The following is a 266-nucleotide window of genomic DNA, read 5'->3' as shown; positions in this document are numbered from 1 at the left end:
CATCAACCGGCAACGTGAAACTCTGACGCTCCGCCAATTCGATGCAGCGGGCTCGGCCAGGATCGAGGCCGCCGCCGGCCTGTTCGACTCGTCCCGCGAATCGCTCAACCTCGATCGCGACATCCGCCTCTGGACCGACAAGGGCGAGGAGGCGCGCCTCACCTCGGCCGCGATCGACTTCAAGGCCGGCACCGTGACGTCCCGCGGGCCGCGATGCCACGATGCAGGTACTGGTGCTCGCCGTCCTGGCCCTTCTTCTGGCCAGC

At 68.0% G+C, this 266-nt stretch carries 1 pseudogene; it reads left to right on the top strand.

Annotated features, from left to right (window positions below):
* Positions 1-266 (top strand): annotated as a pseudogene (locus WDW90_RS39720) (hypothetical protein); the annotation flags it as partial.

It is taken from the genome of Methylobacterium nigriterrae, assembly GCF_037106235.1.
GTDB lineage: Bacteria > Pseudomonadota > Alphaproteobacteria > Rhizobiales > Beijerinckiaceae > Methylobacterium > Methylobacterium nigriterrae.
This window is presented reverse-complemented; position numbering and strand designations above follow the sequence as displayed.